At 74.8% G+C, this 14,700-nt stretch carries 17 protein-coding genes; 4 read left to right on the top strand and 13 right to left on the bottom strand.

Features of this window, described 5'->3' with window-relative positions; translation table 11 throughout:
• The 13 genes from aroQ to F7P10_RS36875 all read right to left on the bottom strand — a co-directional run bounded on the left by aroQ (window position 1) and on the right by F7P10_RS36875 (window position 11,740).
• The gene (gene aroQ / locus F7P10_RS36935; protein ID WP_151016686.1) at window positions 1–456 is read right to left on the bottom strand and encodes a type II 3-dehydroquinate dehydratase; all 456 of its coding nucleotides are present in this window, start codon (window positions 454–456) and stop codon (window positions 1–3) included.
• Window positions 453–1,529 (bottom strand): 3-dehydroquinate synthase, encoded by a 1,077-nt coding sequence (aroB, locus tag F7P10_RS36930; RefSeq protein WP_151018530.1) that lies wholly within the window; start codon window positions 1,527–1,529, stop codon window positions 453–455. Before aroB ends, aroQ begins: the two co-directional genes overlap by 4 nt.
• Window positions 1,529–2,041: a shikimate kinase gene (locus tag F7P10_RS36925; protein WP_151016685.1), complete on the bottom strand. Its 513-nt coding sequence runs from the start codon at window positions 2,039–2,041 to the stop codon at window positions 1,529–1,531. The genes aroB and F7P10_RS36925 overlap by 1 nt, the downstream gene beginning before the upstream one ends.
• A gap of 14 nt (window positions 2,042–2,055) precedes the next feature.
• A complete protein-coding gene (gene aroC, locus F7P10_RS36920; protein ID WP_151016684.1) occupies window positions 2,056–3,234 on the bottom strand; it encodes a chorismate synthase in 1,179 nt (392 codons plus the stop codon).
• A gap of 71 nt (window positions 3,235–3,305) precedes the next feature.
• Entirely contained in the window at window positions 3,306–4,064 is a 759-nt protein-coding gene (locus F7P10_RS36915) for a phytanoyl-CoA dioxygenase family protein (RefSeq protein ID WP_151016683.1), read from the bottom strand.
• 39 nt (window positions 4,065–4,103) lie between these two features.
• Window positions 4,104–4,802: an SseB family protein gene (locus F7P10_RS36910; protein ID WP_151016682.1), complete on the bottom strand. Its 699-nt coding sequence runs from the start codon at window positions 4,800–4,802 to the stop codon at window positions 4,104–4,106.
• 100 nt (window positions 4,803–4,902) lie between these two features.
• Complete coding sequence (locus F7P10_RS36905) at window positions 4,903–6,066, bottom strand: pyridoxal phosphate-dependent aminotransferase (RefSeq protein WP_151016681.1); 1,164 nt, start codon at window positions 6,064–6,066, stop codon at window positions 4,903–4,905.
• A 71-nt stretch (window positions 6,067–6,137) separates the two neighbouring features.
• Complete coding sequence (locus tag F7P10_RS36900; RefSeq protein WP_151016680.1) at window positions 6,138–6,743, bottom strand: response regulator transcription factor; 606 nt, start codon at window positions 6,741–6,743, stop codon at window positions 6,138–6,140.
• On the bottom strand, window positions 6,740–7,993 hold the full coding sequence (locus F7P10_RS36895) for a sensor histidine kinase (protein ID WP_218040240.1): 1,254 nt from the start codon (window positions 7,991–7,993) through the stop codon (window positions 6,740–6,742). Before F7P10_RS36895 ends, F7P10_RS36900 begins: the two co-directional genes overlap by 4 nt.
• A gap of 39 nt (window positions 7,994–8,032) precedes the next feature.
• Entirely contained in the window at window positions 8,033–8,872 is an 840-nt protein-coding gene (locus F7P10_RS36890; protein WP_151016679.1) for an ABC transporter permease, read from the bottom strand.
• Complete coding sequence (locus F7P10_RS36885) at window positions 8,869–9,801, bottom strand: ABC transporter ATP-binding protein (protein ID WP_151016678.1); 933 nt, start codon at window positions 9,799–9,801, stop codon at window positions 8,869–8,871. The genes F7P10_RS36890 and F7P10_RS36885 overlap by 4 nt, the downstream gene beginning before the upstream one ends.
• 134 nt (window positions 9,802–9,935) lie before the next feature.
• The gene (locus F7P10_RS36880; RefSeq protein WP_151016677.1) at window positions 9,936–10,181 is read right to left on the bottom strand and encodes an NAD(P)-dependent oxidoreductase; all 246 of its coding nucleotides are present in this window, start codon (window positions 10,179–10,181) and stop codon (window positions 9,936–9,938) included.
• A gap of 146 nt (window positions 10,182–10,327) precedes the next feature.
• Window positions 10,328–11,740: an acyl-CoA synthetase gene (locus F7P10_RS36875; protein WP_151016676.1), complete on the bottom strand. Its 1,413-nt coding sequence runs from the start codon at window positions 11,738–11,740 to the stop codon at window positions 10,328–10,330.
• A 50-nt stretch (window positions 11,741–11,790) separates the two neighbouring features.
• Here F7P10_RS36875 and F7P10_RS36870 point away from each other — a divergent pair, with 50 nt between their 5' ends.
• The 4 genes from F7P10_RS36870 to F7P10_RS36855 all read left to right on the top strand — a co-directional run bounded on the left by F7P10_RS36870 (window position 11,791) and on the right by F7P10_RS36855 (window position 14,680).
• Window positions 11,791–12,372 carry a uridine kinase gene (locus tag F7P10_RS36870; RefSeq protein ID WP_151016675.1) on the top strand — a complete coding sequence of 194 codons (582 nt, stop codon included), beginning with the start codon at window positions 11,791–11,793 and terminating at the stop codon, window positions 12,370–12,372.
• 56 nt (window positions 12,373–12,428) lie between these two features.
• Window positions 12,429–12,803, top strand: a complete 375-nt coding sequence (locus F7P10_RS36865; RefSeq protein ID WP_151016674.1) for an FKBP-type peptidyl-prolyl cis-trans isomerase — start codon at window positions 12,429–12,431, stop codon at window positions 12,801–12,803.
• Between the two features lie 96 nt (window positions 12,804–12,899).
• Window positions 12,900–13,856 (top strand): ABC transporter ATP-binding protein, encoded by a 957-nt coding sequence (locus F7P10_RS36860; protein WP_151016673.1) that lies wholly within the window; start codon window positions 12,900–12,902, stop codon window positions 13,854–13,856.
• Window positions 13,853–14,680, top strand: coding sequence for an ABC transporter permease (locus F7P10_RS36855; RefSeq protein ID WP_151016672.1), 828 nt, complete (start codon window positions 13,853–13,855; stop codon window positions 14,678–14,680). Before F7P10_RS36860 ends, F7P10_RS36855 begins: the two co-directional genes overlap by 4 nt.
• The last annotated feature ends 20 nt before the right edge of the window (window positions 14,681–14,700 follow it).

Below are 14,700 nucleotides of genomic sequence, written 5' to 3'. Positions count from 1 at the left end.
TCAGCCCCGCTCGGAGGAGTCCTCGGCGAGGAGTTCCACGATCGCTTGCAGAGCCAGTACGTACGAGAACGTCCCGAATCCGGCGATCGTGCCGGTCGCGACGGCCGCCACGACGGAGGTGTGCCGGAACTCCTCCCGGGCCGCCGGGTTGGAGATGTGCACCTCCACCAGCGGCGCCGTCCGCTGCGCGAGGGCGTCGCGCAGCGCGTAGGAGTAGTGCGTGAACGCCGCCGGGTTCAGCACGACCGGCAGCCGCTCGTCGGCGGCCTCGTGCACCCAGCGGATCAGCTCCGCCTCGTCGTCGGTCTGCCGGACGTCGACGTCCAGGTCGAGCCGCCGCCCGGCGTCGCGGCACAGCGCGGCCAGGCCCTCGAACGTGGTCGCGCCGTACACGTCGGGCTCGCGCGTCCCGAGACGCCCGAGGTTGGGCCCGTTCAGCACCAGCACCCGCGTCATCGGGCGACCTCCCGGTAGGCGGCGGCGAGCAGCTCCTCGTCCGGGCCCTCCAGCCGGCCGGGCTTCGCGACGCCGTCCAGCACGACGAAGCGCAGCGTGGCGCCGCGCGACTTCTTGTCGATCGTCATCGTGGCGCGCAGCCCCGGCCACGCGTCCGCCGCGTACGCCACCGGCAGCCCCACCGACGTCAGCACGGACCGGTGCCGCGCGACGTCCGCGACGTCCAGCCGGCCGGCGAGGCGCGCCAGTTCCGCCGCGTACACCATGCCGATCGCGACGGCGTGGCCGTGCCGGAAGCGGTAGTCCTCGGCCTTCTCGATCGCGTGCGCGAGCGTGTGGCCGTAGTTGAGGATCTCCCGCAACCCGGACTCCTTCAGGTCCGCCCCGACGACCTCGGCCTTCACCCGGACGGCCCGTTCGACGAGCTCGCGGGTGTGCGGCCCGGCCGGGGACGCGGCGCCGGGCGGGTCGGCCTCCACCAGGTCGAGGATGGCGGGGTCGGCGATGAACCCGGCCTTGACGATCTCGGCGAGGCCGCTGATGTAGTCCTCGTGCGGCATCGTCACCAGCGTCGCGAGGTCGCACAGCACCCCGGCGGGCGGGTGGAACGCGCCCACGAGGTTCTTGCCCTCGGCGATGTTGATGCCGGTCTTGCCGCCGACCGCCGCGTCCACCATGCCCAGCAGCGTCGTGGGCACCAGCACGCACCGGACGCCGCGCAGCCACGACGCGGCGGCGAACCCGGCGAGGTCGGTGGTCGCGCCGCCGCCGACGCCGACGACCACGTCCGTCCGGGTCATGCCGAGCCGCGCGAACGACGACCACAGCCCGGCGAGGACCCCGGCTTCCTTGGCCGCCTCGCCGTCCGGCACCGGCAGCGGGTGCACCGCGTACCCGGCCTTCTCCAGCGCCTCGCACACCGGCCGCGCGATCTCCGGCAGGCCCTCGGCGTGCACCACCGCGACCGTCCGGACACGGTCGCCGACCAGACCCGGCAGCTCGGACAGCACGCCCGTCCCGATCACGACGTCATAGGGGTCGGCGCCTTCGACGCGGACCCGCGCCGGCTCGATCACGCGTCCGCCCCCAGCGCCTTCACGATCTCCTCGACGATCTCGGCGGGCTCCCGGCCGTCGGTGTCGACGTGCAGCGTCCCGAGCCGCTCGTAGATCGGGAGCCGCTCCTCCAGCAGCTTGCGCATCTGGCTGCGCGGGTTCAGCACCAGCAGCGGCCGCGCCGCCGCCAGCCCGACCCGCTTCACCGCCTCGCCGAGACCGACCCGCAGGTAGACGACCGTGTGCCCGGCGAGCAGCTCCCGCGTCTGCGCGGCCAGGACGGCGCCGCCGCCGAGCGCGAGGACGCCGTCGTGCTCGGCCAGCGCCGCCGCGACGGCCGCGCGCTCCAGCTCCCGGAACCGCTCCTCGCCGTCGTCGATGAAGATCTCGCCGATCGGCTTGCCGGCCGCCGCCTCGGCGTCGGCGTCGGTGTCGCGCAGCGCCACCCCGAGCCGCTCGGCGAGCGCCGTCCCGATCGTCGTCTTGCCCGAGCCCGGCGCCCCGATCAGGACGGCCTTGGGTCGCGTCATGGAGGAGGCCCCGTTCACTTGATGGCCAGGGAGGACAGGTATCCGCGCAGGTTGCGGGCGGTCTCCTCGGCGGAGTCGCCGCCGAACTTCTCCACCGCCGCGTCGGCCAGCACCAGCGCCACCATCGCCTCGGCGACCACCCCGGCGGCCGGCACCGCGGTCACGTCGCTGCGCTGGTTGATCGCCTTGGCGGGCCCGCCGGTCTTCACGTCGATGGTGTCGAGGCGGCGCGGCACCGTCGAGATCGGCTTCATCGCGGCGCGGACGCGCAACGGCTCGCCGGTCGTCATGCCGCCCTCGACGCCGCCCGCCCGGTTCGTCCGCCGCCGGATCCCCGCGCCCGTGCCCTCGATCTCGTCGTGCGCGCCCGACCCGCGCCGCCGCGCGGTGGTGAACCCGTCGCCGAGCTCCACGCCCTTGATCGCCTGGATGCCCATCAGGATCCCGGCCAGCCGGGAGTCCAGCCGCCGGTCCCAGTGCACGTGGCTGCCGAGGCCGGGCGGCAGGCCGTAGGCCAGCACCTCCACGACGCCGCCGAGGGTGTCGCCGGCCTTCTTCACCTCGTCGATGTGCGCGACCATCGCCGCGGACGCGGCGTCGTCGAAGCACCGCACCGGGCTTGCGTCGACCGCCGCCAGGTCGCCGGGCTCGGGCAGGACGCCGTCCGGCGCCGCGACCTCGCCGAGCGCGATCACGTGGCTCAGCACGTCCACGCCGAGCGCCTGTTTGAGGAACGCCTTCGCGACCGTCCCGAGCGCGACCCGCGCCGCGGTCTCCCGCGCGCTCGCCCGCTCCAGGACGGGACGGGCGTCGTCGAAGCCGTACTTCTGCATGCCGACGAGGTCGGCGTGGCCGGGCCGGGGCTGCGACAGCGGCGCGTTCCGCGCCTGCGCCGCGAGCACGTCGGCGTCCACGGGATCGGCGGACATCACCGTCTCCCACTTGGGCCACTCGGTGTTGCCGACCTCGATCGCGACGGGGCCACCGAGCGTCGCCCCGTGCCGGACCCCGCCGAGGATCCGCACCTCGTCCTGCTCGAACTTCATCCGGGCGCCCCGCCCGTGCCCGAGCCGCCGGCGGCGCAGGTCCTCGGCGATGTCCGCCGAGGTCACGCGCACACCGGCCGGGAGGCCCTCCACGATCGCGGTGAGGGCCGGGCCATGGGACTCCCCCGCGGTCAACCAGCGCAGCATGCCCTGAATCCTATGGGCGCCGGGCCCCTTCCCGAGACCGGCGTCCACGTCCTGAGACGGGACGGGCCCGCTCAGCCCGCCAGGCCGCGGCGGATCGCGGCCGCGACGGGCGAGTCCTCCCGGACCGGGCCCGCCGGGAGGAGCGGCGGCTGCGCCATGAACTTCGGCTCCGTGCCCCGGTGCGGCTGGGCGGCGTGCACCAGGAACGGGTGGCACAGGTAGACGTCGCCCGCGCGGCCGGTCGCGAGCGCGAGCGGGCGGTGCTCGGTGGCCGGGACGGCGCGGCCCGCGAGGTCCATGAACGCCACGCCGCCCTCGCCCGCGGGTGCCAGGATCGGCGGGACGTCCAGGTGCGAGCCGACGCGGATGCGGGTGGGCGCGTCGTCCTCGCCGACGTCGGAGAACAGGAACAGCATGAGCAGCGCGCGGCCCTTGGACGCGACGTTGACGCGGGCGTCCATGAAGTCGGCGGGATCGTCGCCGGGGAAACTCGCGTCGATGTGCCAGCCGTCGTCGCCGGGCTCGTCCGGGCTGGGGAACCGCACCGGGAACGTGCCCAGGCCGCCGATCGGCGCCCAGCCGCCCTCGCCGGCCAGCGCGTCGTACGCGGAGTGCAGGCGCGGGGTGTTCGCGGCGGCGCGGAACGGCTCCTGCGCGTAGCCGCCGAGCCGGACGACGGGCCGCTTCCAGGTCGTCCGGTCTTCGGGATCGGCGCCGGTGTCGCGCCAGAGGATCTCGCGGCCCGCGTCGGCGAGCTCGCGCGGGAACGCCCCGCCGATCTTGAGGTAGCCGTCGCCGATGAAGGCGTCGATGTCGATTCCGTCGTGCATCGCCCCAGGATGGCGACGACCGGGACGGGCGTCGAACGGTTATCCGCGGCGGACGACGCTCAGCTCGACCCCGCCGACGATCCGGCCGCGCAGCACCTCCGCGAGCCGGTCCGAGACCCGCTGGACGATGCGGCGCTCGTCGTGCCCGGCGTTCACGGTGAACCGGACGGCCAGCTCGGCGGACGTCCCCTCGGTGACGCGGACCCCCGCGACGGCCTCGTCCGAGCCGAACGCGGCCTCGACGGCGGCGAGGACGTCGGGGTCCTCGTGCGGCGCCGGGACGGGCCGCCCCTCGGCCAGCAGGTGCAGCCGCAGCCCGTCGACGGCGAACGGGACGGGGCCCGCCACGTCGACCACGAGCGCGTCGGCGTTCTCGTCGAGGACCGCCCGGCACGCCTGCCCGGCGGGCACCGCCACCGGCCGCGCGTCCGCCCGCCACGCCCGCATCGTCTCCGTGCAGGTGAACCCGAGCACCCCGCGGCGCCCGTCCTCGCCGGTGAGCAGCGGCAGCGCCATGTCGCTGGACTTCTCCCGCCGCAACTCCCCGGGGGCGACGTCCTCCTCCTCGGTCAGGACCGCGACGACGGGCACCAGCAGCCGGGCGGCCTGCAGCCGCCGCAGCACGGTGTGCTGCCCGACCCGTCCCGCCGCGTACCCGGTGAGCGCCTCGCAGAGCCGGGGGTCGGCGCCGCCGTCGTCCTCGGGGAACTGGGGCCTGGGAATCGTCAATCCGGACACGAAGGGAAGGCTATAACCTCCGCCGTCCACCATGGGCGCCGATCCGGATACTCCCCGTGAGCGCCCGTGTCGCGCCCGTGTCGCGTCCGTGTCGCCCCCGTCAGCGGAGACCGGCGAGCCGTTCGACGGCCGCGTCGATGACCTCGTCCTTCTTGCAGAACGCGAACCGGACAAAGTGGGCGCCCGCGGCCTCGTGGTCGTAGAAGACCTGGGTCGGGATCGCGACGACGCCCGCCCGCTCGGGAAGCGCCCGCGCCAGCTCCATGCCGTCGGTGAAGCCGAGGGGCCGGATGTCGGCCTGCACGAAGTACGTGCCCTGCGGCCGGTAGACGTCGAAGCCGGCGGCCGCCAGCCCGGTGACCAGGCGGTCGCGCTTGCCCTGCAGCGACTTGCGCAGCTCCTCCGCCCACGGGAGCTCCTCGCGCAGCGCGTACGCGGCGGCCCGCTGGTAGGGGGCGCTGACCGCGAAGGTGAGGAACTGCTTCACCGACTGCACGGCCCGGACGAACGGCGCGGGCGCCGTCACCCAGCCGGTCTTCCAGCCGGTGACGGAGAAGGACTTGCCGACCGACGACACCGAGACGGTCCGTTCCCGCATCCCGTCGAGAGTGGCGAGCGGGACGTGCTCGGCGTCGTCGAACGTCAGGTACTCGTACACCTCGTCGGTGACGGCGACCAGGTCGTGCTCGCGGCAGACCGCGGCGATCTCCGCCAGTTCGCTGCGGGTGAAGACGGTCCCGCAGGGGTTGTGCGGGGAGTTGACCAGGATCAGCCGGGTGCGCGGGGTGACGGCGGCGCGCAGCTCGTCCGGGTCGAAGGTGAACCGGCCCTCGGCGGGCCGCAGCGTGACGGGCCTGCGGACGGCCCCGGCCAGCGCGACGACGGCCGCGTAGGAGTCGTAGTACGGCTCGAAGACGATCACCTCGTCGCCCGGTTCGGCGAGGGCGAGGACGGACGCCGCGATGCCCTCGGTCGCGCCAACGGTGACGAACACCTCGGTCGCCGGGTCGTACGACAGCCCGTACCGCTCGAGCTTCTGCGCCGCCACCGCCTCCCGGAGTTCGCTCGTTCCGGGGCCGGGCGGGTACTGGTTCGCCCCTGACCGGATGGCTTCGACGGCGATATCCAGCATGTCCGCCGGGCCCGAGGTGTCCGGGAAGCCTTGGCCCAGATTGATCGCGCCCGTCCGAACCGCCAGGGCCGACATCTCAGCGAAGATCGTCTCGCCGAATTCCCGCATGCGTTCGACCAGTGGCTCAGTCACGCCACAAGGCTAGTCAATCCGGTCCCGGTTCCCCGCATGCGCGGGCAGCACGCACCGGTCGAAGGGCGTGGTCAGATCCAGCCCATGCCCTGGGCCGCCTGGACCGCGGCGAGGCGGGTGGAGCCGCCCAGCTTGCTCATCGCGGACGACAGGTAGTTGCGGACGGTGCCCTCGGTGAGGTGCAGGCGGGCGGCGATGGCGGACGTGTCGGCGCCCGCGGCGATCTGGCGGAGGATCTCGCGTTCGCGTTCGGTGAGGGGGTTGTCGCCGGCCTCCATCGCGGCGGCGGCCAGTTCGGCGTCCAGGAAGCGCCCGCCGGCGTGGACCTTGCGGATCGCGGCGGCCAGCTCCTGGGTGGGGGCGTCCTTCGGGACGAACCCGCGGACCCCGGCGGCCATCGCGCGGCGCAGGTAGCCGGGGCGGCCGAAGCTGGTGAGGATGCACACCGCGCAGCGGGCTCCGGCCGCGCGCAGCTCCTCGGCGACGGTCAGGCCGTCGGCGCCGGGCATCTCGATGTCGAGGACGGCGACGTCGGGGTCGTGCGCGGCGACGGCCGCCGCGACCTCGTCGCCGCGGCCGACCTCGGCGACGATCTCGAGGTCGGGGTCGAGGCCGAGCAGCGCGGCGACGGCGCCCCGGATGAGGTGCTCGTCGTCGGCCAGCAGGACCCGGATCACCGCTCCCTCCCGCCGGCCCGGACGGGCGCCTCCGCCCGGCCGTCGCCGTCCTCCTCGGCGGGCAGCGGGACGACCGCCCGCAGCAGGAAGCCGTCGCGGCCGTGCCGGCCGGCGGTGATCTCGCCGCCGAGGACGGCGACCCGCTCCTCGAGGCCGGTCAGGCCCGACCCGGCGGGTTCGGTGTTCCGCCCGCGGACGCCGTCGTTGCGCATCTCCAGGACCACGGCATGACCATAGACCGTCAGGGCGACCGCGCAGCGGCGGGCGTCGCTGTGCTTGATCACGTTGGTGGCGCCCTCGCGGATCACCCAGGCGAGCACGGAACCGACCTCGGACGGCAGGTCCGCCGGGGGGTCGGCCGCGTCGCAGCGGATCCCGGCCGCCTCCAGCACCGCGCGCACCCCCGCGAGCTCGGCGTCCAGCTCGACGGCCCGGTAGCCGCGGACGGCGGCCCGCACCTCCCGCAGCGCCTCCCGGGCGGCGGTGCGGACGTCGGCCATCTCGGCGCCCGCGCGGGCCGGGTCGCTCTCGGCCATCCGCATCGCCAGCTCGCTCTTCACCGCGATCAGCGAGAGGCTGTGCCCGAGCAGGTCGTGCAGGTCGCGGGAGAAGCGGACCCGCTCCTCGGTGACGGCGAGCCGGGCGACGGCGTCGCGGGCGGCGTGGGCCTCCAGGTGCATGTCCCACATGCGGCGCTGGTACCGGTTGACCCACGCGACGGTCAGGCAGCTCACCAGGAAGATCGTGAAGAAGACGGGCAGCATCGTGAACCAGGCCACGTCCCCGCCGCCGTCGAAGTTGCGTTCGGCCGAGACCGTGGCGAGGATCGCGCAGAAGGCCGCCGTCCCGGCGCACACCGCCGCGATCTGCCGGCGGGTCACCGGGGACAGCACCACCGCCGACACCCAGAACGCCGGGATGACGCACCAGATCGGGTTGGTGAGGATCATCGCGCTCAGCCCGGCGGTCACCGCGCCGCTGAGGACGATGTCGCGGCGCATCGCCCCGCCGTCCAGGCCCGTCCGGACGAGCCGCAGGTAGAACCACAGCAGCAGGCCGAGGCCGGCGAGGGCGAGCACGACGACGGGCATCCCGATGTCGCCGGAGCTGTAGGAGGGCCCCAGCGCCCCCAGCCCGACCGCGATGAACGCGACGCCGGCCATCATGAAGGACCGCTGCGTCACCTTGCGGTAGCGCTCCAGCCGCAGGGCGTTCTGCTCTTCGAGTTCGGCCTTCGTGGCGACCGCCATGTTCCTGTTCCCCCTCCCCCGAGTACGGTATCCGCCCGTTCAAGCGCGGCGCGGCTCCCAGCGGAACCAGCGTCTGGCCGCCGCGCGGCCGAGGACGATCCAGAAGGCGAGGACGGCGAACGGCCGGACGCACGCCGCCCAGCCCTCGGTGAAGCTCAGGGCCGCGTGCCCGGAGGCGCCCGTGAAGTCCTGCCCGAAGTAGGCGGTGCGGGTGATCTCGACGACCGGGGTCAGCGGCAGCCAGCGGCAGGCGGTGGCCAGGGCGTCGGGGAGGGCGTCCAGCGGGAACATCACCCCGCCGCCCGCCATGCATCCGAACATGATCGGCAGAACGGTGAGCTGGGCGAGCTCGGCGCTCGGGGTGAGCCCGGAGACCGCGAACGCCAGCAGGGCGAAGAGCGCGACGCCCCCGGCGAGCCCGGCGAGCAGCAGCAGCGGGTCGGCGGGGAAGCGGCCGCCGAAGGCCGTGCCGAGCACGACGAGCAGGAGGAGGGCCTGCGCGGTGTACGCCGCGGCCGCGGTGAGGACGCCGCCGCCGCGGATCTCGGCGTCCGACAGGGCCGTGCCCCGCAGCCGCTTGAGGGTGAGGTCCTCGCGGCGGGCGGTGAACACGTTCACCAGGTTCATGAAGATCGCGAAGACGAGGAAGAACGCGAGGTGGCCGGTGCCCTGCAGGAGGGCGCCGTCCACGCCGTCGATGTCCTGGCCGCGTACCGGGACCAGCATCGCGATGAACAGCACCGGCAGGCCGAAGACGGTGAACAGCGCGGTGCGGTTGCGGTACAGCAGGACGGCGTCGAACCGCGCGACGCGCACGAGGGCGCGGGGCGAGGCGGACGGGAGGACGGTCGCGGCCCGGCGGGCGGCGGGGGCGCTCATCGGGCGGCTCCTTCGGTGGCGGTGCGGAGGAAGACGTCCTCGAGGGACGCGCTGCGGGCCTGCAGGCCGTCGAGGGCGACGCGGTTGTCGTCCGCCCACCGCAGCAGCCCGTACAGGCCGGCCTGGAGGCCCACGCCGTTCACGGTGTAGGTGGCGGTGGCGCGGCCGCCGTCCACGGCGATCTGCGGGACGGCGCCGTCGAGCGCGGGGAGTTCGCCCACCTGGATCCGCTCGGGCATCTGGAAGCTGATCCGGTCGCCGTGCCCCGCGACGACCTCGGCGACCGTGCCGCTCTGCTCGATCATTCCCCGGTGCATGATCGCCAGCCGGTCGGCGAGCCGCTCGGCCTCCTCCAGGTAGTGCGTGGTCAGCAGCACCGTGGTGCCGTCCGCCACCAGGTCCCGGACGATCCGCCAGGTGGTGTGCCGGGCTTCGGGGTCCATGCCGGTGGTGGGCTCGTCCAGGAACAGGACCCGGGGACGGGCGAGGAGCGCGAGCGCGAGGTCGAGGCGGCGCTTCTGCCCGCCCGACAGCTGCCTGACCTTCACCCGCGCCTTGTCGTCCAGGCCCACGAGGTCGAGCACCTCGGCGGCGGGCCGCGCGGCGGGGGTGAACGCGCGCCAGTGGCCGGCCGTCTCGGCGACCGTGAGGTCGCCCCAGAAACCGCCCTCCTGCAGCATGATCCCGATCTGCGGGCGGACGGCGCGGCGCTCGCGGTGCGGGTCGCGGCCGAGGACCCGGACGCTGCCCGCGTGGACCGGGCGGAAGCCCTCGATGGCCTCCATGGTGGTGGTCTTGCCGGCCCCGTTGGTCCCGAGGAGCGCGAACAGCTCGCCCTCCCCGACCGTGAACGAGATCCCGGCGACGGCCTCGTGGTCGCCGTACCGCTGCCGCAGCCCGTCTACGCGGATCACTGGATCGCTGTGCATGCGTCCAGCGTCGCGAGGGCGCCGCCCCGCCGGTAGAAGCGGCCGTCACCGCTTCTACCGGCGTCTGTCAGCCGATCCGCATGACGCTTGTCATCCGCCCGGCCCGTCCCCTCTTCCGGCTCGGCCGTTCCGGCTCAGCCGCCGACGCTGACGACGCGCCGGACCGAGGCCGGGTCGGCGGCGTGGTCGAGCAGCGCGAGGCCGAGGTCGGCGCGGGCGAGGGTGAAGCCGCCGAGGACGTTGCGGTCGACCGCGGCGCGGTAGCGGCCCTTGCCCGCCCCATCGGTGAGCCGCGGCGGGCGGACGATCGTCCAGTCGAGCCCGGACGCGCGGACGACGTCCTCGGCGCGGCGCATGTCGGCGAACGCGTGCTTGAGCATCGGCTTCAGCAGCAGCGGTGCGCTACTTCGCGGAGGGCTCCGACGGCCCGGACCCGCCCGAGTCCCGCGCCCGCGACCTCGTCCGCCCGCTGCTCCCGGCGCTGCTGCCCTGACCCGGGTCAGGGCGCTCCGGTCCGGCCCCCGGATCAGGCTTCGAGGTCGCCGAGCCGGGTCTTCACCACCTTGCCCATGGCGTTGCGCGGGAGCCCGTCGACCAGGTGGACGGTGCGGGGCCGCTTGTGCGCCGAGAGGCGTTCGGCGACGAAGTCGACGAGCCGCCGCTCGTCCACGCCGTCGGCGACCACGTAGGCGGTGACCTGCTCGCCGAGGTCGGCGTGCGGGGTGCCGACCACCGCGGCCTCCCGCACGGCCGGGTGCGCCAGGAGCGCGTCCTCGATCTCCCCGGCGCCGATCCGGTAGCCCCCGCTCTTGATCAGGTCGGTGGAGGCGCGGCCGACGATGCGGTGCCGTCCGTCCGGCTCGACGGCGGCGATGTCGCCGGTGCGGAACCAGCCGTCGGCGGTGAACGACGCGGCGGTGGCCTCCGGGCGGTTCAGGTAGCCCCGGAACAGCTGCGGGGCGCGGACGTGCAGCTCGCCGGGGGTCTCGCCGTCGGACGGGACGGGGGTCCCGTCCTCGGCCCGCAGCCGGGTCTCGACGCCCGGCAGCGGCGTGCCGACGTATCCCGGATGCCGTTCGCCGTCGGCGCGCGCGCTGACCGTGATGAGCGTCTCGGTCATGCCGTACCGCTCGACGGGGCGGTGCCCGGTAAGGCTCTCGAGCCGCTCGAAGACGGGCACGGGCAGCGGGGCGCTCCCGGAGACGAGCAGGCGGGCGCCCCGGAGCGCCTCGGCCGCCGCGGCGTCGGCGACCGTCCGCGACCAGACGGTCGGGACGCCGAAGAACAGCGTGCCGCCGTCGTCGCGGGCGGCGGCCGCGTACGCCTCGGGGCGCGGGCGCCCGGTGTGGACGAGCGGCGAACCGGTGCGCAGCGCGCCGAGCACGCCGAGCACGAGGCCGTGCACGTGGAACAGCGGGAGCCCGTGGACGAGGACGTCGTCCGGGGTCCACGCCCACGCGTCGGCGAGCGCGTCGAGACCGGCGGCGATCGCGCCCCGGGAGATCGGCACGCCCTTCGGCGCGCCGGTCGTCCCGCTGGTGTAGAGGACGAGCGCGGTCGCGTCCGGCGCGGGCGTTCCCGTGACCTCGCCGCCCGCCAGGTCGTCCACGGGGACGAGCGGCGGCCCGCCGCCCGGGAGCGCGCCGCCGGGGGGCACGGCGCCGCGGGCGGCGAGCAGCAGCTCCGCGCCGGAGTCGCCGAGGATGTGGGCGCGCTCGTCCGGGCCCGAGTCGGGCGGCAGCGGCACCACCGGGACGCCCGCGAGGATCCCGCCGGCGACGGCGACGACCGTCTCCACCGACGCGTCGGCGTGCACGGCGACCGCGCCCGCGCCCCCGATCCGGGCGGCGACCGCCGACGCGCGCCGCAGCAGTTCCGCGCGCGCCAGTTCCCGGCCGCCGACCCGCACCGGGCCGCCCGTCCCGCCGAAAAGCTCCATCCTCGCCCCTTCTCCCGGTCGGTGGCCGGACACCTGGAAGTATGCCGTCCATGCCGGAATCCGCGACCACCTACCCGGCGCTCGCCGCGCGCCTGCTCGCCCTGGAGCCGTCCTGCGGGCCGGTGCGGCTCGTCGCGGTCGACGGGCCGAGCGGCGCGGGCAAGTCGACGTTCGCGCGCCGGCTGGCGGAGGCGCTGGCGGGCGCGCCGGTGGTCCGGTCGGACGACTTCCGGGTGCCGTGGGACGCCGACCCGCTGACCTGGTGGGAGCCGTTCGAGCGGGCGGTGCTGGCGCCGCTGCGGGAGGCGCGCCCGGCGGTCCTGCGCCGCTTCTCCTGGCGCCGCGGCGGCCACGGGCCGCCGGAGACGATCCCGCCCGCGCCCGTCCTGCTCGCCGAGGGGGTCGGCGCGGCGTGGTCGGGGTCGCCCGCCGCGTACCGCGTGTGGATCGAGGCGCCGCGCGAGCTGCGCCGTTCCCGCGTCCTGGACCGCGACGGCCCCGAGTTCGCGGACGCCTGGGACGGCTGGAGCGTCCGGGAGGCGGCCCACTTCGCCGCGGACGGCACCCGGCACCGGTCCGACCTGCGGCTCGACGGCACCGATCTCGCGCACCGGCCCCGCCCCGGTCGGTAGGCTGATCCCTTTCATCCGATCGACCGTTCCATCCGACGACACGCTGGAGCCCGTTCATGGCGCTTGAACGCCCCGAGATCGACTTCCCCGAGGGTCAGCCGCCCTCCATGCTCGACATCACCGACATCACCGTGGGCGACGGCCCGGAGGCCACCAAGGGCTCGCACGTGGCGATGCACTACGTCGGGGTGTCCTGGTCCACCGGCGAGGAGTTCGACGCGTCCTGGAACCGCGGCTCCACGCTGGACTTCGACCTCGGCGCCGGCCGCATGATCAAGGGCTGGGACATGGGCATCCCCGGCATGAAGGTGGGCGGGCGCCGCAAGCTCGTCATCCCGCCGCACCTGGCCTACGGCGACCGCAGCCCCAGCCCGGCCATCAAGCCCGGCGAGACGCTGATCTTCGTGGTCGACCTGGTCTCGGTCAGCTGACCGGAGACTGAAACGGCGGGCAATCCGGCGGTGAAATTCACCCCCGGGTGCCCGCCGCCGCCGTTTCCGGGCCGCACGGTTCGGTATCAGCCGAAGGTGATCGAGGCGCGGGGGCTGACGAAGCGGTACGGCACCACCATCGCCGTCGACCACGCCTCGTTCACCGTCGCGCCCGGCCGCGTCACCGGGTTCCTCGGCCCGAACGGGGCGGGGAAGTCGACGACGATGCGGATGGTCCTCGGCCTCGACCGCCCGACCGCCGGGGACGTCACCGTGAACGGCGTCCACTACCGCTCCCTCGGCGCGCCGCTGCGCGAGGTCGGGGCGCTGCTGGACGCCACGGACGTGCACGGCGGCCGCAGCGCCTACAACCACCTGCGGTGCCTCGCGCAGAGCAACGGCATCGCCCGGCGGCGGGTGGAGGAGGTCCTGGACCTGGTCGGGCTGCGGGACGTCGCGCGGCGGCCCGTCCGGGGCTTCTCGCTCGGGATGGGGCAGCGGCTCGGGATCGCGGGCGCGCTGCTCGGCGACCCGGGCGTGCTGATGTTCGACGAGCCCGCCAACGGCCTCGACCCGGAGGGCATCCGGTGGATCCGGACCCTGATGCGGCGGCTCGCGCGGGAGGGCCGGACGGTGTTCGTGTCGAGCCACCTCATGTCGGAGATGGCGCTCACCGCCGACCATCTCGTGGTGATCGGGCGCGGCCGGATCCTCGCCGACACCGGGATGCGGGAGTTCATCGACCAGAACGCCGCCGGGCACGTCCGCGTCCGGTCGCCGCAGCTCGGTGAGCTCGCCCGGCTGCTGGCGTCCGGCGGGCGGCGGGTCGAGGACGGACCGGACGGGTCGCTGCTGGTGCACGGCGCGACGACCGCGCAGGTCGGTGATCTCGCCGCCGACCACGCGCTGCGGGTGCACGAGCTGGCGCTGGTCCGGCCGTCGCTGGAGGACGCGTTCATGCGGCTGACCGGGGACGCCGTCGAGTACCACGCCGCCGTGACCGAGCCCCTTCCGGAACCGCGGCCCGGGCCGCGTCCGGAGCCCCCGGCATGACGGCCGCGCCCGCGCACCGCGCCGCCCCGCCCGGACGGAGCGCCCACCGGGTGAAGTTCGGCCACGTCCTCGCGGCCGAGTGGACGAAGATCCGCACGGTCAAGTCGACGTTCTGGACGCTGCTCGCCGGGGCCGTCGTCCTCATCGGGTTCACGGCGCTGTGGGCGCTGGCGTTCAGCGCGACCTTCGACCAGATGACCGACACCGAGCGGGCCACGTTCACGCCGATGACGCCGATCCAGGTCGCGTTCTACTTCGCGATGGTGGTGTTCGGCGCCCTCGGGGTGCTGGTGATCACGGCCGAGTACTCCACCGGCATGATCCGGACCGCGCTGACCTCCGTCCCCCGCCGCGCCCACTACCTCGCGGCCAAGACGCTCGTCCTGGCCCTGGTCGTGCTGGCCGTCGGCGTCGCGGTGACGTTCGCGTCGTTCTTCGTCGCGCAGCCCATCCTCGCCGGGAAGGGCCTGGACGGCTCGATCGGCGACCCGGGCGTCCTGCGGGCGGTCGTCGGCGGCGGGGTCTGGCTGATGCTGATCGCGGTCATGGCGCTGGCGCTCGGGACGCTGCTGCGGCACACGGCGGGATCGATCGTGCTGGTGTTCGTGGCCCTTTTCGTCCTCGGCATCGCGGGCGGCTTCCTGCCGGGATCCTGGGGCGCGACGGTGAACGAGTACCTGCCGTCGAACGCTGGCAGCGCGATCCTCGCGCCCGCCCGGCAACCGGACCAGCTCGCGCCGTGGACCGGCCTCGCCGTCTTCGCGATCTACACGGTCGTCCTGCTCGCCGCCGCCCTGGTGGTCATGGAACGCCGCGACGCCTGACACCGCCCGCCCTCCGCGCG

Source organism: Actinomadura sp. WMMB 499, assembly GCF_008824145.1.
Classification (GTDB): Bacteria; Actinomycetota; Actinomycetes; order Streptosporangiales; family Streptosporangiaceae; genus Spirillospora.
The sequence above is the reverse complement of the archived record's forward strand: the minus strand, read 5'-3'. Positions and strand labels throughout refer to the sequence as shown.

What these genes read in the sequence shown, in the direction of transcription:
- aroQ (WP_151016686.1), bottom strand. Translation starts at nt 456, where the DNA reads ATGACGCGGGTGCTGGTGCTGAACGGGCCCAACCTCGGGCGTCTCGGG.
- aroC (WP_151016684.1), bottom strand. Translation starts at nt 3,234, where the DNA reads ATGCTGCGCTGGTTGACCGCGGGGGAGTCCCATGGCCCGGCCCTCACC.
- F7P10_RS36880 (WP_151016677.1), bottom strand. Translation starts at nt 10,181, where the DNA reads ATGCTCAAGCACGCGTTCGCCGACATGCGCCGCGCCGAGGACGTCGTC.
- F7P10_RS36885 (WP_151016678.1), bottom strand. Translation starts at nt 9,801, where the DNA reads ATGCACAGCGATCCAGTGATCCGCGTAGACGGGCTGCGGCAGCGGTAC.
- F7P10_RS36855 (WP_151016672.1), top strand. Translation starts at nt 13,853, where the DNA reads ATGACGGCCGCGCCCGCGCACCGCGCCGCCCCGCCCGGACGGAGCGCC.
- F7P10_RS36875 (WP_151016676.1), bottom strand. Translation starts at nt 11,740, where the DNA reads ATGGAGCTTTTCGGCGGGACGGGCGGCCCGGTGCGGGTCGGCGGCCGG.
- F7P10_RS36870 (WP_151016675.1), top strand. Translation starts at nt 11,791, where the DNA reads ATGCCGGAATCCGCGACCACCTACCCGGCGCTCGCCGCGCGCCTGCTC.
- F7P10_RS36865 (WP_151016674.1), top strand. Translation starts at nt 12,429, where the DNA reads ATGGCGCTTGAACGCCCCGAGATCGACTTCCCCGAGGGTCAGCCGCCC.
- F7P10_RS36895 (WP_218040240.1), bottom strand. Translation starts at nt 7,993, where the DNA reads ATGGCGGTCGCCACGAAGGCCGAACTCGAAGAGCAGAACGCCCTGCGG.
- F7P10_RS36890 (WP_151016679.1), bottom strand. Translation starts at nt 8,872, where the DNA reads ATGAGCGCCCCCGCCGCCCGCCGGGCCGCGACCGTCCTCCCGTCCGCC.
- F7P10_RS36925 (WP_151016685.1), bottom strand. Translation starts at nt 2,041, where the DNA reads ATGACGCGACCCAAGGCCGTCCTGATCGGGGCGCCGGGCTCGGGCAAG.
- F7P10_RS36915 (WP_151016683.1), bottom strand. Translation starts at nt 4,064, where the DNA reads ATGCACGACGGAATCGACATCGACGCCTTCATCGGCGACGGCTACCTC.